Raw genomic sequence first — 24,586 nt, 5'->3', positions numbered from 1 at the left:
GGTCACTCCTGGGACGTCCCGGACTCTCGGCAGCGGCGGCACGTGCCCGACAGCGCCACGTGCCCCACGTCCAGGGTGAAACCCAGGTCGGCCGCCAGACGTTCCGCCGCCTGCTCGAGCACCTCCGGGTCGGCGGAGGAGATCTCCCCGCAGGAGGCGCAGACCACGTGCAGGTGCGGGTGCTCGGAGGCGTGGTAGACCGGCGCGCCCTTGGCGACGTGGGTGTGCCAGACCAGGCCGAGCCGCTCGAGCAGCTCCAGCGTGCGGTAGACCGTCGAGGTGTCCGGCGCCGCGCCGCCCGGCCCGGCCTGCTCGCGCAGCCGGGCGCCGATCGCCTCCGGGGTGGCGTGGTCGAGCTCCGCGACGGCCGCCAGCACCTGCTGGCGCTGGTGCGTCAGCCGCAGGCCCTGCGCGCGCAGCCGCTCCGCGAGGGGGGCACCGGGATCGGACACGCGCGACAGCCTAGGACCGGCCCGTGCTCACGGGACGGCGCTGCGCGAGGCCTCCAGCACCCGCCGCAGCGACTCCAGGTACCGCGCCGGGATGCCGTGCTCGCCGCGCGGCGGGAGGAACCGGGCGACGGTGGCGTCGGTGACCTGCGCGGCGTCGGCGGCCTCGGCGCCCAGCAGGCGGACCACCGGCTGCGAGCCCCACGAGCGGGACGCGGCCAGGTGCGCCATCGCGGCGGCGCTCTCGGCCCGCTCCCCCACGCAGTCGAACGGCTTCTCGGTGGCCCACAGCCGCCGGAAGCCGTCGGCCAGCGACGGGTCGGCGAGCGGGTTGCCGCCGAACATCTCCTCCGCCTCGGCCGGCGGGAGGAACACCGCGAAGCAGAGGAAGGTGAACAGGCACTTGTCGCAGTGCAGGCACCAGCGCTGCTCGGCCTGCCCGCCGATGCCCATGTGCTTCTGCGTGTACGAGCGGTTGCAGCTGAGGATGTCGCCCCGCAGCGGCAGGGCGGCCACGGCGGCGACCGTCGCCAGCTCCGAGAGCTGCCGGGTCAGGCTGAAGTACCCGGTGCCCACCTCCGCGGCGGCCGCGGTGAACAGCCGCTCGAAGGCGTACGACTTCGAGTACTGGTGGTTCACGCTGGCGCCGTCGACGGTGAGGGTCTCCTCGTCGGCGGACCGCTCGTTGGCGAAGACCACCGGGTCGAACCCGCCGAGGACGGCGACCAGGGTGGCGATGGCGGAGTTGATCGCGGTGACCGGCACGTGCCCGTTGAGTCCGCCCTGCGCGGTGCGCTCGGCCAGCAGCGGGTCGAGCCGGCGCCGCACCTCGACCAGCGGGACGCCGGCCGCGCGGGCGACGTCGCGCTGCGCGCCGGTGGGGTTGACCGCCAGCGCCGTCCCGTCGGGGATGACCACGAGCGCGAGCGCGGAGTCCTTGCCGCCGCCGACCGGCAGCAGCGCGCCGCGGCCGCCGGGCTCGACCGGCTGGCCCGGCTCGCGCACCTCGGCGTCGAACTCCACCCGGTGCGGCACCGGCAGCCGGTTGACGGCGGCGAACTCGCCGAGGCCGTCGGTGTAGGCGGCGCGCGCGACGGCGAGCTGCGCCGCGGTCACCGGCCGCTCGACGACCACCCGGCCGGGCGCGGCCAGCTTGTAGTAGCTGGTGCCCATGACCAGGTGGACGAGGTCGAGGGCGGCGTCGAGCGCCGCCGGGGCCGGCCCGCTGCCGAGCAGCACCGGGTCGAGCACGAGCCGCTCGGTGAACTCGTCGTCGCCGAGGCGGTAGGAGAAGGCCGCCTCGCCGGTGGAGAGGTCGAGGGACCGTCCGGCGACGACGAACGCGCCGGTCTCAGACACCGGGGACGCGCTCGGCGCCGGAGTCGACGAGGATCTGCTCATAGGTGGCTGCCAACTCCTCGAAGTCGCGGAAGCGGTTGTAGCTGGGGGCGCCGGGTGAGAGGAGCACGACCCCGCCCGGCGGGGTGCCGGCGATCGCCGCCGACACCGCCTCGGCCAGGGACTGCGTCTCGGTGAGGCGCACCGCCGCCCCGGCGGCCTCCCGGCGGACGTCGCCGGCCAGCCGCGCCCCCGTGTCGGGGACGGTGACCAGCGCGACGGTGTCCCGCCGCTGCACCAACGTCGCGGCCAGGCCGGTGTAGTCCAGGCCCCGGTCCTGCCCGCCGGCGATGAGGGTGAGCGGACGCCCGGCGAGCGCGTCGAGCGCGGCCAGCACGGACACCGGCGTGGTCGACAGCGTGTCGTCGACGAAGGTGACGCCGCCGAGCCTGGCCACGGGTGCGAGCCGGTGCGGCAGCGCCCGGAAGCCGGCGACGGCGGCGGCGACGGCGTCGGCGGTCGCGGCGAGGTCGAGGCCCAGCAGGGCGCAGGCGGCCAATGCCACCTCGACGTTGCTGCGGTTGTGCGCGCCGGGCAGGTGCACCGGCTGGACGGCGTCGGCGAGGCCCGCGGGCAGCACCTCGGCGGGGTCGACGAGCTGCGCGGGCCGCAGGTACCGCTCGGCGACCGGGCGGGCCTGCGCGCCGACCGCGACGGAGCGGTCGGGGCAGCCGGCGAAGACGCGCAGCTTGTCGCGGAAGTAGGTGGCCTCCGAGCCGTGCCAGTCCAGGTGCTCGGGCGCCAGCGAGGTGAGCGCGCCGCAGCCGGCGAAGTCGGGGACGGCGGCGGCCTGGTAGCTCGACACCTCGACGACCAGCGTGCGGTCGCCGACGCCGTCGAGCACGGCGTCGAGCAGCGGGGTGCCGATGTTCCCGGCGTGCACGGCCGGGCGGCCGGCGGCGGTGAGGACGGCGGCGGCCAGCGCGCTGGTGGTGCTCTTGCCCTTGGTGCCGGTGACGCACAGCACCGGGACCCCGCGGGCGGCGGCCTCGGCCAGGGCGACGCCGGTGCCGGTGGTCACCACGGTGCGGTCGGCGAGCGACCGCGCCTCCTCGCGGTAGGGGCTGATCCCCGGCGACCGGAAGACGACGTCGCAGCCGGCGAGGTCGGCGACGTCGGCGGTGGCGGTCACGCCCGGCGGCAGGGCGGCGGGGTCGACCGGCCGGCTGTCGGCGACGAGGACGGCGGCCGCGCCGGCGTCCAGCGCGGCCCGGACGGCGGCGCGCCCCTCGCGGCCGTGGCCCCACACGCCCACCCGGCGGCCGGCCAGCTCGGCGAGCCGGAGGGACCGCTCCCGCGGGGGAGGTGCCGGGCGGGGGTCCACGGCGACCACTCTACGGAGCGCCCCCCACTCCGGACGGCGACGACGGGCGGGTGCCGATACGGTGGACGACGGTGTGCCGGGAAGTCTGGTCGGCGAGCTGCCCCTGAGCGGGCAGGGCCGAGCCGACCCCTCTCCCGCCGGAGCCGCCCCATGAACGCCCCCCACGGGTCCACCCGCGTCTTCGCCCGCGGCTCCTGGACCGAGGCCAGCCGGATCGCCGCGGTCCTGCGCCGGGAGACCGTCGGCGGCCTGCTGCTGCTGGCCGGCACGGTCGTGGCGCTCGCCTGGGCCAACTCCCCCTGGAGCGGGGCGTACGAGGCGCTGCGCGACACCCGCGTGGGCCCGGCCTCGCTGCACCTGGACCTGACCCTGGGCACCTGGGCGGCCGACGGGCTGCTGGCGGTCTTCTTCTTCGTCGCGGGCCTGGAGCTCAAGCGCGAGTTCGTCGCCGGCGACCTGCGCGACCCGCGCCGGGCGGTGCTGCCGGTCGCGGCCGCGGTCGGCGGGATGGTCGTGCCGGCGGTGCTCTACGCGCTGGTCAACCTGGGCGGCGACGGCCTGCGCGGCTGGGCCATCCCGACGGCCACCGACATCGCCTTCGCGCTCGCCGTGCTGGCCGTCATCAGCACGCACCTGCCGAGCGCCCTGCGGACGTTCCTGCTCACGCTCGCCGTCGTCGACGACCTGCTGGCCATCACGATCATCGCGGTCTTCTACACGTCGTCCCTGGCGGCGGGGTGGCTCGCGCTGGCCCTGGTCCCGCTCGCCGTCTTCGGGTTCCTCGTGCAGCGGCGGGTCCGCTCCTGGTGGCTGCTGCTGCCGCTGGCGGTGCTCACCTGGGTGTTCGTCCACGAGTCCGGGGTGCACGCGACGGTCGCGGGCGTCCTGCTCGCCTTCACCGTCCCGGTGGTGCGCAGCGAGGCGGCCGGTGGCCCGGACGCCGGCCCGGGGCTCGCCGAGCACCTCGAGCACCGCTTCCGGCCGATCTCGGCCGGGATCGCCGTGCCGGTCTTCGCCTTCTTCGCCGCGGGCGTCACCGTGGGCGGCCTGTCCGGGCTGGTGGAGTCGCTCGGCGACCGCGTCGCGCTCGGGATCGTCGCCGGACTGGTCGTGGGCAAGGTCGTGGGCATCGTCGGCGCGACCTGGCTGGTCACCCGGTTCACCCGGGCGGAGTTCGCCGACGAGCTGGGCTGGCCCGACCTCGTCGGCATGGCGCTGCTCGGCGGCATCGGTTTCACCGTGTCGCTGCTCATCGGCGAGCTGGCGTTCGGCACCGGCAGCGAGCGCGACGACCACGTGAAGGTCGGCGTCCTGGTGGGGACGGTCGTGTCGGCGCTGCTGGCCGCCGTGGTGCTGCGGCTGCGCAACCGCCGGTACCGGCGCATCGAGGAGCTCGAGTCCGTCGACGAGGACGCCGACGGCATCCCCGACGTCTACCAGCGCGGACCGGACGCTCCGGGGACCCCCCGCCCGCGGCCGTTCACCGACGGCTGAAGAACGGCGTTGCAGACCCCCGGAACGGCGACGTACCGTCGAGGTACACGAGAGGGGAGGTGGTCCGAACAATTGAATTCTTATCGGACTCGTGAGGTGGCTGTCCGCTAGCCGCCGTCCAGATGGGCCGCCCGTTCGGAGTGGAATCCGAGCGGAGGCACTGATCGCCCGTCCGTCGCACGGCGGCGAGCGAGAACCGGACAGTCACCCGACCCCCGGGCCGCCGACACTTGTCCAGTCGGCCCGCGAGCTGCCTCCTCTCGAGGCGCCGCGGAGCAGCCCGGGGGTTGTCCGTTCTCCGGGGGAGGGAGCAGCGGCCGTGCAGACCGCTGGGCGCACCGCACAGGCCGGCCGCTGGATCGCCGACGCCGTCCGCGCCGCTCCGCCCGACACCGTGGCCGCCCTCGTGCCCGCCGTGTTCCCCGCGCACGCCCGGGTGTTCCACCCCGCCGTCCGCTACGAGGGCGACACCGACGTCTTCGTCCGCTGGGACGAGGTGGCCGCGGCCAACGGGACGACGCCGCACCGGCTCATGCAGTGGCCCGGCATCACCGGCTCGTGGGAGTACCTCGGCGAGGACGACCAGCCCGGGCTGTGGAACGACGCCCCTGCCGAGGGTCACCTCGCCGCGCACGTCGCCGGCGAGCTCGCCGCCGTCCTGGCCGCGCACACCGCCGGCCCCGGCGAGTGCTGGTTCGGCTGGGACGACGAGGGGGCGGCCGACCTGCCGCGGCTGCGCCTCCCCCGCGCCGACCTGCTCCTCGTCCGCGCCCCGGTCGACCGGGCGGCCACCAACTTCGCCCCCGAGCCGCGCGAGCAGAGCGCCACGCTGTGGTGGCCGGCCGACCGGTCCTGGTGCGTGGTCACCGACCCGGCGCTGACCAGCACCTACGTCGGGGCGAGCGTCGCGGCCGTCGACGAGCTGCTGGCCAGCCGGCTGGAGGTCGCCCCGGCGCTGCCCGGCGACCCGGTCACCCCCGACAGCGACCCGGTCAACCGGGTCGACGCCCGGGGCTGAGCCCGGCTCAGACCCGCGCGCCCACCGGGGCGCCGGCGGTCGCCGCGACCACCTCGTCCCACGGGGTGGCGGCCAGGCCGAAGGTCCGCTCGGTCGCCGAGGCGTCCAGCACGTACTCCTGGTCGAACTGGTGCCGCACGTCGACCACCTCGCGCATCATCGGCGAGAACCAGCCCATCGCGGTGAGCACCGGCCAGGGCAGGCCGCTCACCGGTGCCGGCGCCCGGCCCAGCGCGCGGGACAGGTCACCGAGGGCCTGGCGCTGGGAGCGCGGCGCGCCGCTCGGCACGTGCCAGGCCCGCCCGAGCGCGCGCTCGTCGGTGCCGAGGACGGCCAGGGTCGCGGCGACGTCGGGCAGGTGGGTCCAGCTGCGCGGGGCGTCGGGGTCGCCCACCACCCAGGCGCGCCGGCCGCGGCGCAGCGCCGGCAGCTGCCGCACGAGGTGCGACTGGGCGGCCGGCACCTGCGGGCCGACGAAGTCGCCGGCGCGCGCCTCGGTCATCCGGATGCGGCCGGCCTCGTGGGCAGCCAGCGCGTCGCGCCACATCGCCACCCGCACCCGGCCCTTGGTGTCGGTGGCCGCCAGCGGGCTGTCCGGGGTCATCGGCCCGGCAGGGCGGCCGTAGACGTAGAGGTTCGACATGGTCACCAGGACGGCGCCGGTGCGCTCGGCGGCGGTGAGCAGCGCGGCCGCGACCGGCGGCCAGTCGGTGGTCCAGCGGTGGTAGGCCGGGTTGACGGCGTTGTAGAGGGCGGCCGCGCCGGCGGTGGCGGCGGTGAGCGCGGCGGCGTCGGCCGCGTCCACCCGGCGGTGCTCGACGGCGCCCGTGGAGACCCCGCCGCTGCGCGACAGGACGCGCACCTCGTGCCCCCGGGCGGCCAGCAGGTCCGCCGTCGTCGTGCCCACGGGGCCCTTGCCCACGATCACGTGCAGTGCCATGAGGACTCCTCGTCCGGTCGGCGAGAGCGGTGCTCTCGTTCGAGGACGACGCTCCCACCGGCCTGACCCAGAGTCAAGAGCGGTGCTCTCTCTTGCGTCCGCCGCTCTCGCCGGCGGAGGATGCGCGGGTGCCCACCGCCCGCGAGCGCGTCCGCGCAGAGATCACCGCCGAGATCACCGCGGCCGCGCGCCGGCAGCTCGCCGAGGTGGGCGCGGCCGCGCTCTCGCTGCGGGCGGTGGCCCGCGACGTCGGGATGGTGTCGTCGGCGGTCTACCGCTACTTCCCGAGCCGCGACGACCTGCTGACCCGCCTGATCATCGACGGCTACGACGCCCTCGGGACGGCGGCCGAGACCGCCGACGACCCGGCCGCCGGGCCGGAGGAACGCTGGGCCGCGGTGTGCGGTGCGGTGCGGGACTGGGCGCGGGCGCACCCGCACGAGTACGCGCTGCTCTACGGCTCGCCGGTGCCCGGTTACTCGGCGCCGCGCGACACGGTGCCGGCCGCGTCGCGGGTCGGGATCGTGCTGGGCACGATCCTGGGCGACGCAGCCCGCGCCGGCCGGCTGACCGGCGGCAGCGGGGACGGTGGGAACGGCCGGGTGCCCGGGCTGATCGGCGACGCCGCCGTCGAGGTCCTGGGGAAGGGTGCCCCGGGGGTCGACGACGCCGTCCGGGTGCGCGCCCTGCTGGCCTGGAGCTCGCTGTTCGGCAGCATCAGCTTCGAGCTGTTCGGCCACCTGGTGGGGTCGGTCGAGGACGCCGACGCCTACTTCGCCCGCGTGGTGGCCGAGCTGGGGACGCTGGTCGGGCTGGGCCCGGCCCGCTAGAGCGCCGCGAGCTCCGCCTCGAGGTCGTCGAGGCCCAGGGACCCCTGCGACAGCGCCGCCATGTGCCACGCCTTGAGGTCGAACGCGGCACCGCGGGCCCGCTGCGCCGCCGCCCGGCCGGCCAGCCAGGCCCGCTCCCCCAGCTTGTAGCTGATCGCCTGCCCGGGCAGGCCCAGGTAACGGATGAGCTCGCTGTCGAGGAAGGCCGGGTCGCTGCCCAGGTGCTCGCCGGCGAACGCCCGCGCGAGCTCCGGCGTCCACGGCTCCCCGCGGTGCCCGGCGAGCACGCCCTCGGCGTCGGCGGGGACGGGCAGCCGCAGGTGCATGCCGATGTCGATGACCACCCGGATCGCGCGCAGCTGCTGGGCGTCGAGGTAGCCGAGGCGGGCGCCGGGCTCGGTGAGGTACCCGAGCTCGTCCATGAGCCGCTCGGCGTACAGCGCCCAGCCCTCGACGTTGGCGCTGACCGAGCCGAGCGACGTCTGGTAGGTGGACAGGTCGCCGGAGACGTACGCCCACTGCGCGAGCTGCAGGTGGTGGCCGGGGACGCCCTCGTGGTACCAGATCGAGACGAGGTCCCAGAGCGGGAAGCGCTCGCGGCCCAGGGTCGGCAGCCAGGTGCGGCCCGGGCGGGAGAAGTCCTGCGCCGGGCGGGTGTAGTACGGCGCGGCCGCGCTGCCGGGCGGCGCGATCATCGCCTCCACCCGGCGCACCGGCTCGGCGAGGTCGAAGTGCGTGCCGTCGAGCGCGGTGATCGCCTCGTCCATCATCGCCTGCAGGCGCTGCCGGATCGCCTCGACGCCGTCGACGGCGGGCCCGTGCTCGTCGAGCCAGGCCATCGCCTCCCTCGGCGAGGACCCCGGCCGCAGCGCCTCCGCCTCGGCCCGCTGCTCGGCCAGCAGCCGCCGGTGCTCGCCCCAGCCCCAGGCGTAGGCCTCCTCCAGGCCCTGCCCGGCGCCGAGGTCCGAGCCGTTCCACCGGCGGGCGGCGACGGCGTAGCGGTCGCGGCCGACGGCGTCCGGCGTGCCCTCGGCCCGCGGGAGGTACTCGTCGCGCAGGAAGTCGCGGACCTCGGCCACCGCGGCGTCGGCCGCGCGTGCGGCGGCGTCGAGGTCGCGGCGCACGGCGTCCGGGCCGGAGGCGGCCAGGCCGGCGAAGAACGGCCCGGACAGCCACTCGCCGAGCTGGCCGACGACGGTGGACACCTGCCGCGGCGCCACGAGCAGGCCGCGCCGGGCGCCCTCGCGCAGGGTGTCGAGGTAGCCGCGGTACGCCTCGGGCACCCGGGCCATCCGGCGGGCCACCACGCCCCAGTCGTCGTCGGTCGCGGTCGGCATGAGCAGGAACACCGAGCGGATCGAGTGCACCGGGCTGAACAGGTTCGACAGCGCGCGGAAGCCCTCGCCCGCGTCGTGGGCCAGCAGTTCCGCGCCGAGGCGCTCGCGCAGCAGCCGGGCGCAGCGGCGCTCGACCGGGTCGGCGTCCAACGCGGGGTCGGCGGCGAGGACGGCGTCGAGCTCGGCCAGCGTGCGGCGGGTCAGCTCGGCCTCGGCCTCGATGCCCGCGGGGCTCGGGTCGGGCAGCCGGTCGTCGCCGGGCCGGGTGCCCAGCGACGTCGCGACGATCGGGTCGAGGTCGCAGACGGCGTCGACGTAGCGGTCGGCCACCTGCCGGGGTGTGGCGCCCGGGGCGGTCACCGGAGGCGCTCCAGCCGGGCCGACATGGTGGGCCGCAGGTCGGTGTCGGCGCCGGCCCGGTCGATGGCGTACATGAGCGCGCCGTCGACGATGCCGTACAGCCGCACGGCGCGCGTGGTGTCCGGCGCGTCGGGCGTGCGGGCCACGACGTCGCTGGTCAGCTCCCAGCTGGTGGTGGTCCGCGCCGTGCCGACGTAGAGCTCGATGAGCCCGTCGGGGCTGGCGACCAGCAGCTCGACGTCGTCCTCGCCGCGCGGCCGCCAGAAGCCCGACTCGCGGGTGGCGGGCCCCGCCACGGCGCCGTCGTCGCCGATCAGCCAGGCGCGGGCCTCGTAGGCGAGGAAGTCGCGGCCGTCGTGGGCAAAGCGGATCCACTGGCCGAAGCGCCGGTCGCCGGCGTCCCCGCCGGCCAGCACGCCCTCGCCGTGCCACTCGCCGAGCAGCGGCAGCACCGACAGCAGCCCGTGGGCCACCTCGGGTCCCGAGCGGACGTCGACGGTGTCGGCGACGGGTAGTTCGGTCGGGCCGGTCACCGGCCGGCGTCCCGCGGAGGCATGCCCGCCACGGTAGTCAGCGGCCGCGCGCCCCGCGGCCCGGCGGGGGGACGGCGGCCCGGGCGGCAGGCCGGTCGGTGCTGCGGGCGGCGGCGCGGGCGGCGGTCCGGTCGGCGCTGCGGGCGGCGGCACGGTCGGCGGCCCGGCGCTCCCGGCGCGGGCGGCCCCCGGGCCGGGCCAGCCGCCCGACGGCGACCGCGCAGCCCAGCGCCAGCAGCGCGGCGAGCGCGACGAGGACCCACGCGGCGACCACGGCGCCACGGTAGGCGCGCCCGGCCGGGGTCGGACGGCGGACCCGCCGCGCCGGGGACGATGGCGGCCGTGCCGTTCACCGGGAGCCACCCCGCCGCGGTGCTGCCGATCCTGCGGGCCGGGTTGCCGGCCTCGGCGCTGGTGGCCGGGAGCCTGGCGCCCGACGTCCCGCTGTACCTGCCGTCGACCCTCGGCCTCCGGACGCACACCCCGCTCGCCGTCGTCACCACCGACGTGGTGCTCGGCGCGCTGCTCTGGGCGGTCTGGCACGGGCTGCTCGCCCGCCCGGCCCTGGCCTGGGCGCCCGCCGGGCTCGCGGCACGGCTGCCCGGGTCGGCGGCGCCCGGGCTGCGGCGGCGGCTGCGCGCGCCGGTGCGGGTGCTCGCCGCGCTCGCCGTGGGCGCCGCCACGCACGTGCTGTGGGACGAGTTCACCCATCCCGGCCGCCTGGGCACCGAGCTCGTGCCCGCCCTCGGGCGCACCTGGGCCGGCGCGCCGGGCACCGCCTGGGCGCAGGACGGGAGCGGGCTGGCCGGGGCGCTGCTGCTCGCGGCCTGGACCGGCCGGTGGTGGCGGCGGACACCGCCGCGGGCGGCCCCGGGGACCACGCAGTGGTGGTGGGCGCCCTGGGCGGTCCTGGCGCTCGTCGCGGCCGCCGCGGGGGCTGCGCGGGCGGCCGGGGCGCCGGACCCGCGGTCGGCCGCGGTCGCGGCCGCCTTCGCCGGGGGCGGTGCCGCGTCGGCCGCCGCGGTGCTGCTCGCGCTGGCCTGGTCACTGTGGGCGCGCCGCGGCTGAGCCCATGGGGCAGGCTGGTGTGACACCAGCGAGACCGAGGAGGACGGCGCGATCGACAGGCGAGGACCGGCGGCCGACGGCGGGCTGTCCCGCGTGGAGGCCGAGCTGGCGCGGACGGCGGCCCGGCACGAGCGGGTGCTCGCGACCGTGGCCGACGGCATCTACGGCCTGGACCGGGCCGGCCGCGTGGAGTTCGTCAACCCGTCCGCGGAGCGCATCACCGGCCGCACGGCCGCCGAGCAGCTCGGCCACGACCAGCACGCCCTGGTGCACGCCACCCGGCCCGACGGACGGCCCTACCCGCGCCACGAGTGCCCGGTCTGGCAGGCGCTCACGACGGGGCGGACGGTGTCGGCCGACGACGAGGTCTTCTGGCGCGCCGACGGCACCGCGGTGCCGGTGGAACTGGTCGCCGTGCCGATGGTCGAGGACGGCGGGGTCAGCGGCGTCGTCGTCTCCTTCCGCGACCTCACCGACCGGCTGGCCGCCCGGCGGCAGGCCGAGGAGCTGCGCCGGCTGACCGCCCAGAACGCCGCCGACCGCATGCTGTCCGACCGGCTGCAGCGGGCGCTGCTCACCCCGCCGCCGGAGCCCGACCACCTGCACGTCGCCGTCCGGTACCGGCCGGCCACCGTCGGCGCCCGGGTGGGCGGGGACTGGTACGACGCCTTCCTGCAGCCCGACGGCGCCACCGTGCTGGTGATCGGCGACGTCGTCGGCCACGACAGCTCCGCCGCGGCGGCGATGGGCCAGGTCCGGGGCCTGCTGCGGGCGCTGGCCTACGACGGCGACCGCTCCCCCGCGGCCACGCTGGCCCGCCTCGAGCACGTCGCGCGGGGCCTCGACGTCAGCACGCTCGCGACGGTCGTGCTGGCCCGCGTGGAGCGGCACCCCGACGTCCCCGTCGCCGGCACCCGGGTGCTGCGGTGGAGCAACGCCGGCCACCTGCCGCCGGTGCTGCTCGCCCCCGACGGCACGACGACGCTGCTGGAGACCCGCGCCGACCTCATGCTCGGTGTCGACCCCGACGCCCGCCGCGCCGAGCACACCGCCGAGCTGGCCGACGGGCACACGCTGCTGCTGGTCACCGACGGGCTGGTCGAGCGCCGCGACGCCGACCTCGACGGCGGGCTGGCCGCGCTCCGCGAGGCGCTGCGCGACCTCGGGACGACGCCGCTCGAGGAGCTGTGCGACACGCTGCTGGCGCGGATGGTGCCGGCGGCCGGCGCCGACGACGTCGCGCTGGTGGCCGTCCGCGCCTATCCGGAGGACCGGCCGCGCCCGCCGGAGGCCGGGCCGAACCGGCTGCCGCCCGAGCACCCCGCGACGTGACGGAGCCCCTCCCGGCCGCGGCCGGGAGGGGCTCCGTGGGGGCGAGGAGATCCCTCGTCAGTCGAGGACGACGGTCGTCTCGGTCAGCCCGACCTCGGCCTCGACGACGCGCTCACCGCGGCCGACGGGGGCCAGCGAGCGCAGCTTCCAGGTGCCGGGGGCGGCGAAGAACCGGAACTCGCCCTCGGGGCTGGTCACCACCTCGGCGGTGAACTCGTCGGTCGCGTCGAGCAGCCGGACGTAGGCACCGGCCACCGGGGCGCCGTCGTGCCACACCTGGCCCTGGATCACCGTCTGGGTGTCCAGGTCGATGCCGGCGAGGGCACCGCCCTGCTTCGGGGCTCCGCACATGTCAGCTCACTTCTCGATCGGCACGCCGACGAGCGAGCCGTACTCGACCCAGCTGCCGTCGTAGTTCTTGACGTCGGACTTGCCGAGCAGCTCGCGCAGCACGAACCAGGTGTGGCTCGAGCGCTCGCCGATGCGGCAGTAGGCGATGGTCGGGCGGCTGTCGTCGAAGCCCTGCTCGGCGTACAGCTCGGCGAGCTGCTCGTCGCTCTTGAACGTGCCGTCCTCGTTGGCCGCCTTGCTCCACGGGATGTTGATCGCGGTGGGCACGTGACCGGCCCGCTGCGACTGCTCCTGCGGCAGGTGGGCGGGGGCGAGGATCTTGCCGGAGAACTCGTCGGGCGAGCGCACGTCGACGAGGTTCTTCGAGCCGATGGAGGCCACGACCTCGTCGCGGAAGGCGCGGATCGACAGGTCGGGCTCGGAGGCCTGGTACTGCGTGGCCGGGCGCTCGACGGCGTCCTTGGACAGCGGGCGGCCGTCCAGCTCCCACTTCTTGCGGCCGCCGTCCATGAGCTTGACGTCGCGGTGGCCGTAGATCTTGAAGTACCAGTAGGCGTAGGCGGCGAACCAGTTGTTGTTGCCGCCGTAGAGGACGACGGTGTCGTCGTTGCCGATGCCGCGCGAGGACAGCAGGCTCTCGAACGAGGTCTTGTCCAGGTGGTCGCGGCGCAGCGGGTCCTGGAGGTCCTTCTTCCAGTCCAGCTTGACGGCGCCCTCGATGTGGCCGCCGTCGTAGGCGCTGGTGTCCTCGTCCACCTCGACGAGGACGATGCCGGGCTGGCCCAGGTGCTCCTGGACCCAGTCGACGCTGACGAGCACGTCGTTGCGGCTCATGGGGGGTGTTCCTCCCTGTGGTGGGTGTGCGGTCGGGTCAGGCGGTGCGCGCCGGGACGACCCGGCGCACGGTCAGGTACAGCTCGCAGCCGAGGCAGAAGCCCGTGGCCGCGTTGAGCAGGGCCGCCACCAGCGCGAGGCCGGTGGCGACGGCGCCGAGGACCGGCGCGCCGAGCAGGTAGCCGGCCGCGCCGACGGCGGCGAACACGAACCCGACGAGCTGGGCGAAGCGCACCGGCGCCTCGGGCTCCCGCTCGCGCACCGGGCCCAGCCGCGGGGCGAGCAGGGTGCGGTACAGCACGGCGTAGGGCGCGTACCGCAGGCCGGCGGCCGCGCCGACGGCGAAGACGGCGGCCTGCGCCGCGGCCAGCCAGCCGCTCGCGGTGAGCAGGACGACGGCCAGCACGGCGCTGGTGACCCACGCGGCGGCGCGGGGCCCGCGCACGTCGACCGTGCGCGTGGAGCTCTGGGACATGGGATGGGCTCTCCGGACGGCGGTCAGGGCACGTCTGGGCGGAGCGGTACCGCCCTCAGGAGGCGCGACACAGGCAGCTGCCGACGCGGCACAGGTCCACTGTGCGGCGCGAGGTCAGCAGGGTGCCCATGCGGCGAGGGTAGCCGATCAGGCCCGGGGGCCCGTGTGGGCGTCGACCAGGGTGGTGAGCTCCTCCGGGCGCGGGGCGCCGCTGCTGCGGCCGAGCACCGCGCCCCCGCGGTCCAGGTAGAACAGCGTCGGGGTGCGCCGGACGTCGAGCTCGCGGACGGCGTCGAGGTGGCTCTCGGCGTCGACGTGGACGTAGGCCAGGCCCGGCCGGGTGGCCTGCAGGTGCTGCAGGCGGGCGCGGGTGGTGCGGCACGGCCCGCAGAACGCCGTCGAGAACTGCACGACCGTCAGGTCCGCCTCGCCGGGCCGCACGCCCAGGTCGCCGAGCACCGCCGCCGGTCCGCGCACGCCGTCCTCCTCCTGCCGGGCGGGTGCCCGCACCGCGCCGTCGCGGGCACGCAGCCACCAAGCCGCGGCCCCGGTCAGCACCAGCGCGGCGGCCAGCACGGCCAGTCCCGTCCCGCTCATCCCCGGCGGCAACCCGGCCGGGCCGGCCGGCATTCCGTCACCCGGTGGTGAACACCGCGTCGGTGGCCTCGGCGGTGACGACCACGCCGTCGTCGGCCGGGCGGACGCCGGTCAGCTGCAGGCCGAAGGGCAGCACGACCGGGTAGCGCAGGTCGAGCAGGTCCACCGCCCGGTCGACGACGAAGTCCGGCACGTCCACGCCGGCGGCCGACGCGTCGGCGACGTCGACGACGAGGTCCTGGCCGTCGAGCGACACCGTCCCGGTGGCCGTGAGCGGCAGCGTGTAGCCGAGCACCTCGACCGTGCGGGTGACCCGCAGCCCGTCGCCGGCCCGCTCGAGCACGGTGTCCGCGCCGAGCTGCGCCGACAGCAGCGCGTAGGACAGCGTCGCGGTGCCGTCGACCCGGTCGACCGGCACCTGCTGCACCGACCCCGACAGCACGTCCGACAGCGGCACGTGCACGCCCTGCAGGACCACGTCGGCCCGCGTGCCGGCGGGCTGGCCGAGGTCCTCGGCGGTCAGGGAGATGCGGACGTCGTCGTAGGTCCCCGACACCGCCTGGGTGAGGAACGGCCAGCCGGTGACGTCGACCTCCGGGGTGCCCGCGAGGCCGCCGCCGTCGCGCAGGGCCGCCGCCACCCGGTCCTCGGCGACGCCCTCCGCGAGGGGGTCGGCCACCAGCCCGACGACGAGGAGCAGCGCGGCGAGCAGCGCGAGCAGCCCGAGGAGGGTGCGCACGGGCTCAGACGACGGCGAGCGCCAGCAGGGCCGGCGCGCAGACGGCCAGCGGCAGCAGCGCCTCGACGCCCGCGGCGGCGGCCGCCGGCACCCGGCGGCCTGAGGCGGCGGTGTCGGCCAGCGCGAACGACGAGGTCATGCCCGCGAGCGCGGCGACCAGGCCGACCACCAGCCCGGTGGTGAGGCCGGCCAGCACGTCGACGGTCTCGGCCGTGCCGGTCTCGGCCAGGGCCACGGCCACCGCCGCGGCGAGGGCGGCGAGCACGCCGAGCCCGCCGCGCGGGACGCCGTCGGCGACCGCGGGGCGGGGCAGGAGGGCGTCGGCCAGGTGGCCCGCGGCCAGGGCCGCCCCGGCGACCAGCAGCGGCGAGGCGGCCGGGGACGCCGCGTCGCCGGCCACCTCGGGGAGCAGGAGCAGCGCCAGGGCGCAGACGGCGGCGACCAGCAGCGCCACGGTGCCGAGCGAGCCCACGACGTCGGCCCGCGGCGGGCGGCGCAGCATCTGGTGGACGACCGCGACGACGAGCGCGGGCCCGGCGACGACGAGCAGCACGCCCGGCCCGGGCCCCCCGGTCGGGTCGGCGGAGGCGGCCAGCAGGTCGGCGGCGACGGCGGCCGCGAGGGCCAGCGCCGCGGCACCGCGGGCGCCCGCCGGGGCCACCGCGAGCACCCAGGCGGCCACGAGCGCGGCCTGCAGCACGAGCACCACGCCCAGCCGCGCGGCCTCCCCGCCCGCCTCGGGCGCCCAGGCGAGCGCGGCGGCGGCGAGCGCGACGGCGGCCGCCGCGGCGACGTGCCGACCGCGCGTGGCGGCCGGGGTCTGCAGCGCGGTCGTCACGTCGCCTCCTGCCCGCGGACGGCGGGTGCGTCCGCCGGCGCCCGCTGGACCCCGATCGTCGCAGATCCCCGCCGGACGGCCCGCCGGCGAGCCGCGTGCGCCCGCGTGTCGGCGAGGTCACAGGGAGGTGGCCGGCCGTCGGCTATCCTGCGGTCTCGGTTCGACAGCGCCGTCGACGCCCTCCCCGAGGAGACGACATGCGACTCGTGCTCATGACCGCGGCGCGTCAGGCCACGACCGAGGTGCTGCCCGCCCTGGGCCTGCTCGGTCACCAGGTGCGCGTGGTGGCACCCGAGCTGTCGAGCCTGCTCGACGGCGACTCCGGCGACGTGGTGCTCGTCGACGCCCGCCACGACCTGATCCAGGCGCGCACGCTGTGCAGCCTGCTGTCCTCCACCGGGGTGGCCTCCGCGCTGGTCGCCGTGCTGTCGGAGGGCGGCCTGGTCGCACTGTCGGCCGACTGGGGCGTCGACGACGTCCTGCTCGACACCGCCGGCCCCGCCGAGGTCGACGCCCGGCTCAAGTGGGCCACCGCGCGCCGGATGGCCGCCGCCACCCCCGCCGACGGCGCCGACGGCGGCGTCACCCAGGCCGGCGAGCTGGTCATCGACGAGCACAGCTACTCCGCCAAGCTCCGCGGCCGCCCGCTCGACCTCACCTACAAGGAGTTCGAGCTCCTCAAGTACCTCGCCCAGCACCCGGGCCGCGTGTTCTCCCGCGCCCAGCTGCTGCAGGAGATCTGGGGCTACGACTACTTCGGCGGCACCCGCACCGTCGACGTCCACGTCCGGCGGCTGCGCGCGAAGCTCGGCACCGAGCACGAGGCGCTGATCGGCACGGTGCGCAACGTCGGCTACAAGCTCGACCAGCAGGTCGCCGACGCCACCGCCGCCGCCGCGCGCGCCGAGGCCGAGGCCGACCCCTCGCGCAGCACGGCGCCGCTGCTCTGAGCACGCCCGCCGTCCGGGACTCCGCGGGCCTCGCGCCCGCGGAGACCGCCGCCGTCCTCGCCCTGCTCAAGGACGCGGCCGCCGCCGACGGCGTGCGCCCGCTGTCGGAGGAGGGCGAGCTGCGGCTGCAGCACGGCGGCCCGCCCGGCGGGCGCGACGTGCTCGCCACCGACGCCGACGGCGTGCCGCTGGGCTACGCCCGCCTGGAGCTCGGGGAGCCCGGGTCGGCCGAGGACGCCGAGGCCGAGCTCGTCGTCGCCCCCGCCGCCCGGGGCCGCGGCACCGGGCGCGCGCTGCTGGCCCGGCTCGAGGAGCTCGCCGGCGGGCGCCCGCTGCGGGTCTGGGCGCACGGCGACCTGCCGGCCGCGGCCGCCCTGGCCGGTGCCCGCGGCTACACCCGCGCGCGGGTGCTGCTGCAGATGCGCCGCCCGCTCACCGACGCCGACCTCGACGCCCCGGCCCCGCTGCCCGAGGGCGTGCACGTCGAGGCGTTCCGGCCCGGCCGCGACGAGGAGGCGTGGCTGCGGGTGAACGCCCGCGCGTTCGCCACCCACCCCGAGCAGGGCTCGTGGACCGCGACGGACCTCGCGCTGCGCGAGGCCGAGCCGTGGTTCGACCCCGCCGGCTTCCTGCTCGCCTGGCGCGGCGACCCGGCCGGCGGCGGCACGCTGCTCGGCTCGCACTGGACGAAGGTCCACCCGCCCGGCGACGCCGGCCCCGACCCGGCCGGCGAGGTGTACGTCCTCGGCATCGACCCCGGCGCCCAGGGGCTCGGGCTCGGCCGCGCGCTGACCGCGCTGGGGCTCGCGCACCTGCGCCGGACCGGCCTCGGGCAGGTGCTGCTCTACGTCGAGGAGGACAACGTGCCCGCGGTCGCGCTGTACGAGCGCACCGGGTTCACGCGGTTCGCCGTCGACGTCTCCTGGCGCCTCTCCCGCTGACGCGCGGAGCGCCCGACCGGGCGCAAACGCCCCTTTCTGCCGCACGCGGAGTGGCCGTCGCCACCTGACGCGCACGCGTTCACCTGCTGGACGTGACGCCGTTCTCACCCGGTCGGGAAAGGTCCCGCGGGCGTTCACCACCCGTTCACCGAGCGACCCGGGACCGGCCACCTGTGCTGCCTACCGTCCTCGCCGTTGGTCCCGCTCTGCCCGGCAACGAGGTCCGGGTCCCCCTCTCCGAAAGGCACAGAGTTGAAGCTCAGCACCAGGTCGCGCGCCGCCGTCCTCTCGACGGCACTGGCCAGCACCCTCGCGCTCGCCGCGTGTGGCGCCGCGAACGAGTCCGAGGCCTCCTCGGGCGGCAGCGACAGCGGCAGCGGCTCGAGCGCCGCCGAGCTCAGCGGTGACCTCGTGGGCGCCGGCGCCAGCAGCCAGCAGGCCGCCATGGAGGCGTGGCAGGCCGGCTTCGAGGGCGAGTACCCCGACGTCCAGTTCAGCTACGACCCGGCCGGCTCGGGCGCGGGCCGCGAGCAGTTCATCGACGGCCGCGCCGACTTCGCCGGCTCCGACGCCGCGCTCGACGAGGAGGAGCTGACCGCCGCCCAGGAGCGCTGCGGCGGCGGCGAGGTCTTCGAGCTGCCGAACTACATCTCGCCGATCGCGGTCATCTTCAACCTCGAGGGCGTCGACCAGCTCAACCTCTCGCCCGACGTGATCGCCCGGATCTTCACCGGCCAGATCACCACCTGGAACGACCCGGCGATCGCCGAGGCGAACCCGGACGCCGAGCTCCCCGACACCGCGATCACCCCCGTGCACCGCGCCGACGACTCGGGCACCACGGACAACTTCACCGACTACCTGTTCCAGGCCGCCGGTGACGTGTGGACCGCCGAGCCCGACGGCGTGTGGCCGCTGCCCGGTGGCGAGGCCGCGAACGGCACCTCCGGCGTCGTGGGCGTCGTCGAGAGCACGGCCGGCGCCGTGACCTACGCCGACGCCAGCCGCGCCGGTGAGCTCGGTGTCGCCAACGTCGGCGTCGGCTCGGAGTTCGTGGCCCCGTCGGCCGAGGCCGCCGCCGCCGTCGTCGAGAACTCCCCGGCCGTCGAGGGCCGCGGCGAGTACGACTTCGCCATCGAGGTCAACCGGCAGACCGAGGGCTCGGGCGAGTACCCGATTGTGCTGGTCAGCTACCACGTCGGTTGCGTCGAGTACGACGACCAGTCCACCGCCGACAACGTCAAGGCCTTCATGACCTACGTGGTCAGCGAGGACGGCCAGCAGGCCGCGGCCGACAACGCCGGCAACGCGCCGATCTCCGACACGCTCCGCGAGCAGGCCCAGGGCGCCGTCGACGCCATCACCGCCGCGGGCTGATCCGTCACACTCCCGGTGGCCCGGGGCGTCGACCGACGCCCCGGGCCACCACCCCGCCCGGCGACGGGCGTCCCGCACCACCCCCGCACCACCCCGACCACCCGGAGCAGCGGTGACCGCCACGAAGGCCCCCACCCCACCCCCCGTGCAGCAGCGCGTCGTGCGCCGGGCGGGTGACCGCATCTTCGCCGGCAGCGCCAAGGGCTCCGGCATCTTCATCCTGCTCGTGCTGGCCGGCGTCGCCGCCTTCCTGATCAGCGAGGCGATCCCGGCCCTCACCGCGCCCGCGGAGGACATCCCCGGTGGCGAGGGCCTCGGCTCCTACATCGCGCCGCTGGTCCTCGGGACGCTGCTCGGCGCCGTCCTCGCCCTCCTCGTCGCCACCCCGCTGGCGGTGGGCATCGCGCTGTTCGTCACCTACTACGCGCCCCGCCGCATCGCTGCCGGCCTCGGCTACGTGATCGACCTGCTGGCGGCGATCCCCAGCGTCGTCTACGGCTTCTGGGGCCTCGCGGTGCTCGCCCCGGCGCTCGTGCCCTTCCACGTGTGGGCCGCCGACAACCTGAGCTGGCTGCCGATCTTCGCCGGCCCCGCCTCCACCAGCGGCCGCACGATGCTGACCGTCGGCCTGGTGCTCGCGGTCATGATCCTGCCGATCATCTCGGCCATCGCCCGCGAAGTGTTCGGCCAGGCGCCGGCGCTGCACCGCGAGGCCGCCCTGGCCCTCGGCGCCACGCGCTGGGAGATGATCAAGATGGCCGTCCTGCCCTACGGCAAGTCCGGCGTGATCGCCGGCGCCATGCTGGGCCTGGGCCGCGCGCTCGGCGAGACGATGGCGGTCGCCATCGTGCTCTCCGGTGGCGCCGGCGCCACGCTGAACCTGATCAGCAGCTCGAACCCCTCGACGATCGCGTCGAACATCGCCCTGCGGTTCCCCGAGGCCACCGGCCTGGGCATCAACACCCTGGTCGCCAGCGGCCTGGTGCTGTTCGTCATCACCCTGGCGGTCAACATGCTCGCCCGCTGGATCGTCAACCGGCGCGCCGACTTCTCCGGAGCCAACTGATGAGCACCTCGACGCAGTCCCCCGTCCGGGTCGCCGAGGAGCCCTCCGGCCCGATCCGGCCGCAGCGCAAGCTCCCCCGCTACGCCGGCCTCGGCCTCTACGTCGCCGGCCTCGCCGCCGGCGCCCTGCTGGCGGCCCTCACCGGCTCCGGCATCGCCCTCGCCGTCGTCTACGGCGTCGTCCTCGGCACCCTGGCGGTGTACGTCGGCTCGCGAGCCGTCGAGGGCACCCGGAAGGCCACCGACCGGCTGGTCACGGCGCTGGTCACCACGGCCTTCGGGATCGCGATGATCCCGCTGGTGTCGCTGGTGTACACGGTCCTCGACAAGGGCCTGGCCCGCTTCGACGCCCAGTTCTTCTCCAACTCGATGTTCCGGGTCGTGGGCGAGGGCGGCGGTGCGTACCACGCCATCCTCGGCACCGTGATCATCACCGCGGTCACCGCGGTGATCTCGGTGCCGATCGGCCTGCTCACCGCCATCTACCTGGTGGAGTACGGCACCGGCCGGCTCAAGAAGGCGATCACCTTCTTCGTCGACGTCATGACCGGCATCCCGTCGATCGTCGCCGGCCTGTTCGCCTTCGCGCTGTTCACGCTGCTGTTCGGCAACGACGTCCGGCTCGGCCTCATGGGCGCCGCGGCGCTGTCGGTGCTGATGATCCCGGTGGTCGTGCGCTCCTGCGAGGAGGTCCTCAAGCTCGTCCCCAACGAGCTGCGCGAGGCCAGCTACGCCCTGGGCGTGCCGAAGTGGCGGACGATCGTCAAGGTCGTCCTGCCGACCGCCGTCGCCGGTCTCGGCACCGGCATCACCCTCGCGGTCGCCCGCGTCATCGGTGAGACCGCGCCGCTGCTCATCACCGTGGGCCTCATCACGGGGACGAACCTCAACCCGTTCGACGGACGGATGGCGACGCTGCCGGTGTTCGCCTACTACCAGCTGACCCAGCCGGGGACCGACACCCAGGCGTTCCTGGACCGGGCCTGGACGGCGGCGCTCGTCCTCATCATCCTGGTCATGGTCCTCAACGTCGTGGCCCGCCTGATCAGCCGCTTCTTCGCCCCCAAGACCGGTCGCTGACCGGCCCCGACCCGGAGGATCTCCCCGTGGCCAAGCGCATCGAGGTCTCCGACCTCAACATCTACTACGGCAACTTCCTGGCCGTGGAGGGCGTCAACGTCTCGATCGAGCCCCGCAGCATCACGGCGCTGATCGGCCCCTCGGGCTGTGGCAAGTCGACGTTCCTGCGGTCGCTCAACCGCATGCACGAGGTCATCCCGGGCGCGCGCGTCGAGGGCAAGGTCGTCATGGACGGCGTCGACCTCTACGGCGCCGACACGGACCCGGTCGACGTCCGCCGGCAGATCGGCATGGTCTTCCAGCGGCCCAACCCGTTCCCGACGATGTCGATCTACGACAACGTCATCGCCGGCAACCGGCTCAACAACAAGAAGATGAAGAAGGCCGAGACCGACGAGCTGGTGGAGCGGGCCCTGCGCGGCGCGAACCTCTGGAACGAGGTCAAGGACCGGCTCGACCGCCCGGGCTCGGGCCTCTCGGGCGGCCAGCAGCAGCGGCTGTGCATCGCCCGCGCGATCGCCGTCGAGCCCGACGTGCTGCTCATGGACGAGCCCTGCTCGGCGCTGGACCCGATCTCCACCCTGGCGATCGAGGACCTCATGGCCGAGCTCAAGGACCGCTTCACCATCGTGATCGTCACGCACAACATGCAGCAGGCGGCACGGGTGAGCACGTCGACCGGCTTCTTCAACCTCAACGGGGTGGGCCAGCCCGGCCGGCTCATCGAGTTCAACCCCACCGAGAAGATCTTCAGCAACCCCGACCAGAAGGCCACCGAGGACTACATCTCGGGCCGCTTCGGGTGAGCTGAGCGCTCCTCGGACCGACGGGGCCCCCGCGAGCAGCAGCTCGCGGGGGCCCCGTCGTCTGCGCGGGGAGCCTCGTCGTCCGCGGGAGGGCTCAGCCGCCGGTGGGTCAGCCGCAGCTGACCGGGCCGGTGGTGGTCGCCGGGTCCGGGGCCGGGGCGGTGGTGTCCGCGGGGGCCGGGGTGTCCGCCGGGGTCTCGGCGACGACGGGCACGGGCGCGGCCACCTGCACCGGCACGACGCCGGTGTAGCCGGGGCCGAGGACCAGCTGCACCGTGTCGCCGATCGCGTCGCTGGGCTGCAGCACGGCGCCGGGCACCGCGGCGGCCACCGTGCGCGCCTGCTCGGCCACGCCGGGGCCGTGCCGGACCACGGTCTCGTTGACGACGCCGGTCTCGTTGCCGACCTGGCCGACGGTGAAGCCCTGGGCGCGCAGCAGGTCGGCGACCGTGGAGGCCAGCCCGCTGGTGGCGGTGCCGTTGAGGACGTCGACGGTCACGCCGGACGGGGCCACGGTGAGCGCCTGCGGGGCCGGGGCGGCCGCGGAGGGCTCCGGCGCCGGGGCGGCCGCGGCGGCGGGATCGGGCGCCGCCGCGGTGGCCGCGGCGACCGCGGGGGCGGCGAGCCCGGCGGGCACGCGGGTGTCCTCGATGACGCCGTCGAACAGGGAGCGGACGCCGGTGCCGTCGAGCAGCACGTACGCCTGGTCGGTGCCGGCCGGCACGTAGCCGACCTGGGACACGGGCAGGGCGGCGCGCTGGACGGCGCCGCCCTCGAGGTCGCCGAGCGCCGAGGCGAGCGTGCGCAGGTCGCCGAGCGTCGTCTGCTCGTCGAGGGTCAGCGCGCCGGCGGCGCGGGTGAGGAAGGTGGTGAGCTCGGGGGTGTCGAGCAGGGTGCCGGCGCTCACCGCGGTGCGCAGGGTCGCCGAGAGCAGCAGCTGGGTCCGCTGGGCCGCGGCGGCGCCGGTGACGTCGGACCCGGCCTCCCCCGGCGTGAGGTAGCTGCTCGCGCGCTCGCCGTCGAGCTCCGTGGTGCCGGCCGGGAGGGGTGCGGCGGAGGAGGCGTCGGCGTCGGCGGTGGGCAGGCAGACGCTCACCCCGCCGACGGCGTCGACGAGGGCGGGCAGACGGCCGAGGTCGAGGCCGAGGTAGTGGTCGACCCGCAGGCCCGACAGCTGCTGGACGGCGCGCACCGTGCACGCGGGCCCGCCGTCGAGCAGCGAGGTGGCGAAGGCCTCCGAGACCGGCTCGCGGAACTCACCGTCGTCGGTGCGGCAGCCCGGGGTGTCGACCAGCGCGGTCGGCGGGACGCTGACCAGCGCCGCCCGCTCCCCGTCGGACGACACGTGCACCAGCATGGTCGTGACCGACGCGGCGCCCTCGGTGCCGGGCAGGCCGGTGCCGACGACGAGGTAGGTGGTCGCGCCCTCCTGCAGCTGCGCCGCGATGACCTCCGGGCCCTCGGGGGCCAGCGCCGAGACGCGGGTGATGCTCTGGTCGACGTAGGAGTACAGGCCCAGGTGGTACGCGGCGACGACGCCGACCAGCGCCCCGGCGCCGATCAGCGCCCGGCGGATCCGGCGGCGGGCGGGGCTGCGCGGCGGCCGGGGCGGCGACGGGCGCCGCGTGCTGCCGGCGCCGGACATGGCCGGCGCGTCGATGCCCGGGATGGGCGGCAGCGGTGCCGGCCGGCGGGTGGAGCCGGTGGGCGGCCCGAGCGGCGGGAACAGCGGGGTGGAGGGGCGGGCGCCCGGCGTCCCCGGCAGCGGCGGGACGGGCGTGGAGCGGTGCACGGCGCCGGGCAGCGGCGGCACCGGCTGCGAGCGGTGGACGGCGCCCGGCAACGGCGGCACGGGCGCGGACGGCTGGGCGCCCGGCAGCGGCGGGACCGGGCCGGAGCGGTGCACCGGCCCGGGCCCCTGCCCCGAGAGCGGCGGCACGGGCTGCGAGCGCTGCACGCCGCCGGGCACCGGGGGCAGGCCACGGCGTGGCGTCTCGTCGGCGGGCTGGGCGAGCGGCTGCGAGGCGGGCGGTGCGGCGGGCGGTGCGGCCGCCGGCGGCACGGGCGGGCGGGGCCCGCGGTGCGACGGCAGCGACTCACCCGGCTCGAGCGGGATGGGGACCTCACCGGTCCGGCGCGCGGCGCGGCGGCCGGTGGCGTTGCCGGACCGGGCGATCAACTGCTCCACGGTGATCGGGCCCGGCGCGTCGGACCCGCGGCCGTCGGCCCGGTCGTCCCGCCCCCGCTCGTCGCCCACCGGTGTCGACATCCCATCGTCGTCGTTCCGTGTCCGTCGTCCGCGGTTGCTCCCCGCACACGCGGCAGCACTCGACGATACGGCCCGCGGGCCGGATCGCGGGCCGACGCGCGGGACCGGCGGGCTCCGGGATGCGTCCGGGGCTACCCGTGCGGGGGGCGGACCACTCGCCGACCGGGCGTCGCGCCGCCCC

Annotated in this window: 25 protein-coding genes; 11 read left to right on the top strand and 14 right to left on the bottom strand. The window is 76.5% G+C overall.

Going from position 1 to position 24,586, the window contains the following annotated elements:
- Positions 1 to 2 precede the first annotated feature (2 nt).
- Genes BUE37_RS15495 through murD form a run of 3 tightly spaced genes read right to left on the bottom strand, consistent with a single transcriptional unit; the run spans position 3 to position 3,171 of the window.
- Positions 3 to 452: a Fur family transcriptional regulator gene (locus BUE37_RS15495; protein WP_073421231.1), complete on the bottom strand. Its 450-nt coding sequence runs from the start codon at positions 450 to 452 to the stop codon at positions 3 to 5.
- Positions 453 to 479: 27 nt separating this feature from the next.
- Positions 480 to 1,808: a MurL-like N-terminal domain-containing gene (locus BUE37_RS15490; protein ID WP_073421230.1), complete on the bottom strand. Its 1,329-nt coding sequence runs from the start codon at positions 1,806 to 1,808 to the stop codon at positions 480 to 482.
- Positions 1,801 to 3,171 (bottom strand): UDP-N-acetylmuramoyl-L-alanine--D-glutamate ligase, encoded by a 1,371-nt coding sequence (gene murD, locus BUE37_RS15485; RefSeq protein ID WP_073421915.1) that lies wholly within the window; start codon positions 3,169 to 3,171, stop codon positions 1,801 to 1,803. The genes BUE37_RS15490 and murD overlap by 8 nt, the downstream gene beginning before the upstream one ends.
- A gap of 150 nt (positions 3,172 to 3,321) precedes the next feature.
- On the opposite strand from murD, the gene nhaA reads away from it, so the two are divergent.
- Together nhaA and BUE37_RS15475 are read left to right on the top strand one after the other, a co-directional pair.
- On the top strand, positions 3,322 to 4,665 hold the full coding sequence (nhaA, locus tag BUE37_RS15480) for a Na+/H+ antiporter NhaA (RefSeq protein WP_073421229.1): 1,344 nt from the start codon (positions 3,322 to 3,324) through the stop codon (positions 4,663 to 4,665).
- 319 nt (positions 4,666 to 4,984) lie between these two features.
- A complete protein-coding gene (locus tag BUE37_RS15475; protein WP_073421228.1) occupies positions 4,985 to 5,683 on the top strand; it encodes a hypothetical protein in 699 nt (232 codons plus the stop codon).
- Positions 5,684 to 5,690: 7 nt separating this feature from the next.
- Here BUE37_RS15475 and BUE37_RS15470 read toward each other — a convergent pair whose 3' ends face one another.
- On the bottom strand, positions 5,691 to 6,623 hold the full coding sequence (locus BUE37_RS15470) for an NAD-dependent epimerase/dehydratase family protein (protein WP_073421227.1): 933 nt from the start codon (positions 6,621 to 6,623) through the stop codon (positions 5,691 to 5,693).
- Between the two features lie 128 nt (positions 6,624 to 6,751).
- On the opposite strand from BUE37_RS15470, the gene BUE37_RS15465 reads away from it, so the two are divergent.
- Positions 6,752 to 7,453 carry a TetR/AcrR family transcriptional regulator gene (locus BUE37_RS15465; RefSeq protein WP_073421226.1) on the top strand — a complete coding sequence of 234 codons (702 nt, stop codon included), beginning with the start codon at positions 6,752 to 6,754 and terminating at the stop codon, positions 7,451 to 7,453.
- On the opposite strand, the gene BUE37_RS15460 is transcribed toward BUE37_RS15465, so the two are convergent.
- Genes BUE37_RS15460 through BUE37_RS23425 form a run of 3 tightly spaced genes read right to left on the bottom strand, consistent with a single transcriptional unit; the run spans position 7,450 to position 9,957 of the window.
- Complete coding sequence (locus BUE37_RS15460) at positions 7,450 to 9,150, bottom strand: DUF885 domain-containing protein (protein ID WP_073421225.1); 1,701 nt, start codon at positions 9,148 to 9,150, stop codon at positions 7,450 to 7,452. The genes BUE37_RS15465 and BUE37_RS15460 overlap by 4 nt on opposite strands.
- Positions 9,147 to 9,683 carry a heme-binding beta-barrel domain-containing protein gene (locus BUE37_RS15455; RefSeq protein WP_073421224.1) on the bottom strand — a complete coding sequence of 179 codons (537 nt, stop codon included), beginning with the start codon at positions 9,681 to 9,683 and terminating at the stop codon, positions 9,147 to 9,149. The genes BUE37_RS15460 and BUE37_RS15455 overlap by 4 nt, the downstream gene beginning before the upstream one ends.
- Positions 9,684 to 9,720: 37 nt before the next feature.
- A complete protein-coding gene (locus BUE37_RS23425; RefSeq protein WP_073421223.1) occupies positions 9,721 to 9,957 on the bottom strand; it encodes a hypothetical protein in 237 nt (78 codons plus the stop codon).
- A 68-nt stretch (positions 9,958 to 10,025) separates the two neighbouring features.
- Between BUE37_RS23425 and BUE37_RS15445 the strand changes: the two genes are divergently transcribed.
- Positions 10,026 to 10,751, top strand: a complete 726-nt coding sequence (locus BUE37_RS15445; protein ID WP_073421914.1) for a DUF4184 family protein — start codon at positions 10,026 to 10,028, stop codon at positions 10,749 to 10,751.
- Between the two features lie 93 nt (positions 10,752 to 10,844).
- Positions 10,845 to 12,083, top strand: coding sequence for a PP2C family protein-serine/threonine phosphatase (locus BUE37_RS15440; protein ID WP_245794641.1), 1,239 nt, complete (start codon positions 10,845 to 10,847; stop codon positions 12,081 to 12,083).
- A 57-nt stretch (positions 12,084 to 12,140) separates the two neighbouring features.
- On the opposite strand, the gene BUE37_RS15435 is transcribed toward BUE37_RS15440, so the two are convergent.
- From BUE37_RS15435 to BUE37_RS15410, 6 genes are all read right to left on the bottom strand, one after another.
- Positions 12,141 to 12,434, bottom strand: coding sequence for a DUF1416 domain-containing protein (locus BUE37_RS15435; RefSeq protein WP_073421221.1), 294 nt, complete (start codon positions 12,432 to 12,434; stop codon positions 12,141 to 12,143).
- 6 nt (positions 12,435 to 12,440) lie between these two features.
- Positions 12,441 to 13,268 carry a sulfurtransferase gene (locus BUE37_RS15430; protein ID WP_073421220.1) on the bottom strand — a complete coding sequence of 276 codons (828 nt, stop codon included), beginning with the start codon at positions 13,266 to 13,268 and terminating at the stop codon, positions 12,441 to 12,443.
- A gap of 37 nt (positions 13,269 to 13,305) precedes the next feature.
- Positions 13,306 to 13,743, bottom strand: coding sequence for a DUF4395 domain-containing protein (locus tag BUE37_RS15425; RefSeq protein WP_073421219.1), 438 nt, complete (start codon positions 13,741 to 13,743; stop codon positions 13,306 to 13,308).
- A gap of 147 nt (positions 13,744 to 13,890) precedes the next feature.
- Positions 13,891 to 14,340: a thioredoxin family protein gene (locus BUE37_RS15420; RefSeq protein ID WP_083628893.1), complete on the bottom strand. Its 450-nt coding sequence runs from the start codon at positions 14,338 to 14,340 to the stop codon at positions 13,891 to 13,893.
- A 37-nt stretch (positions 14,341 to 14,377) separates the two neighbouring features.
- Complete coding sequence (locus tag BUE37_RS15415) at positions 14,378 to 15,079, bottom strand: LmeA family phospholipid-binding protein (RefSeq protein WP_245794639.1); 702 nt, start codon at positions 15,077 to 15,079, stop codon at positions 14,378 to 14,380.
- A gap of 4 nt (positions 15,080 to 15,083) precedes the next feature.
- Positions 15,084 to 15,917: a hypothetical protein gene (locus BUE37_RS15410; protein WP_073421217.1), complete on the bottom strand. Its 834-nt coding sequence runs from the start codon at positions 15,915 to 15,917 to the stop codon at positions 15,084 to 15,086.
- Positions 15,918 to 16,114: 197 nt separating this feature from the next.
- Between BUE37_RS15410 and BUE37_RS15405 the strand changes: the two genes are divergently transcribed.
- From BUE37_RS15405 to pstB, 6 genes are all read left to right on the top strand, one after another.
- Complete coding sequence (locus BUE37_RS15405) at positions 16,115 to 16,867, top strand: winged helix-turn-helix transcriptional regulator (RefSeq protein ID WP_073421216.1); 753 nt, start codon at positions 16,115 to 16,117, stop codon at positions 16,865 to 16,867.
- Positions 16,864 to 17,808, top strand: a complete 945-nt coding sequence (mshD, locus tag BUE37_RS15400; protein ID WP_073421912.1) for a mycothiol synthase — start codon at positions 16,864 to 16,866, stop codon at positions 17,806 to 17,808. The genes BUE37_RS15405 and mshD overlap by 4 nt, the downstream gene beginning before the upstream one ends.
- A 252-nt stretch (positions 17,809 to 18,060) precedes the next feature.
- Entirely contained in the window at positions 18,061 to 19,185 is a 1,125-nt protein-coding gene (gene pstS / locus BUE37_RS15395) for a phosphate ABC transporter substrate-binding protein PstS (protein WP_073421215.1), read from the top strand.
- Positions 19,186 to 19,297: 112 nt separating this feature from the next.
- Positions 19,298 to 20,251: a phosphate ABC transporter permease subunit PstC gene (gene pstC / locus BUE37_RS15390; protein ID WP_083628740.1), complete on the top strand. Its 954-nt coding sequence runs from the start codon at positions 19,298 to 19,300 to the stop codon at positions 20,249 to 20,251.
- Entirely contained in the window at positions 20,251 to 21,330 is a 1,080-nt protein-coding gene (pstA, locus tag BUE37_RS15385; RefSeq protein ID WP_073421214.1) for a phosphate ABC transporter permease PstA, read from the top strand. The genes pstC and pstA overlap by 1 nt, the downstream gene beginning before the upstream one ends.
- 26 nt (positions 21,331 to 21,356) lie before the next feature.
- Positions 21,357 to 22,136, top strand: a complete 780-nt coding sequence (gene pstB / locus BUE37_RS15380; protein ID WP_073421213.1) for a phosphate ABC transporter ATP-binding protein PstB — start codon at positions 21,357 to 21,359, stop codon at positions 22,134 to 22,136.
- 109 nt (positions 22,137 to 22,245) lie between these two features.
- Here pstB and BUE37_RS15375 read toward each other — a convergent pair whose 3' ends face one another.
- A complete protein-coding gene (locus BUE37_RS15375; protein WP_073421212.1) occupies positions 22,246 to 24,405 on the bottom strand; it encodes an LCP family protein in 2,160 nt (719 codons plus the stop codon).
- Positions 24,406 to 24,586: the final 181 nt, after the last annotated feature.

The organism is Geodermatophilus nigrescens, from assembly GCF_900129495.1.
Lineage (GTDB): Bacteria > Actinomycetota > Actinomycetes > Mycobacteriales > Geodermatophilaceae > Geodermatophilus > Geodermatophilus nigrescens.
The sequence above is the reverse complement of the archived record's forward strand: the minus strand, read 5'-3'. Positions and strand labels throughout refer to the sequence as shown.